Raw genomic sequence first — 227 nt, 5'->3', positions numbered from 1 at the left:
GCCAATTCCTACATAGGTGGACTCGGCTCCTTGATGCGTCCAAAGCTTATCGATCGATGCAACCACGATATAGACCGCAAGCAACAGCAGGGCAATACCAACAACCCAAGACGAAATTTTTTCCGCAAGATTCACTCGCGCCAAACTAGCTCCGCGTGCTTCAATCGTCAGACGCCAGAGAAGGACTGCTCCGGCGATCAGTTCGATGATGCTATCAGCACCAAAGG

The 227-nt window shown here is 51.5% G+C and carries 1 pseudogene; it reads right to left on the bottom strand.

Going from position 1 to position 227, the window contains the following annotated elements:
* A pseudogene (locus tag J3481_RS14575) lies at positions 1 to 227 on the bottom strand (cation transporter); the annotation flags it as partial.

The sequence above is a fragment of the Alicyclobacillus fructus genome (genome assembly GCF_017329605.1).
Taxonomy (GTDB): domain Bacteria; phylum Bacillota; class Bacilli; order Alicyclobacillales; family Alicyclobacillaceae; genus Alicyclobacillus; species Alicyclobacillus fructus.
This window is presented reverse-complemented; position numbering and strand designations above follow the sequence as displayed.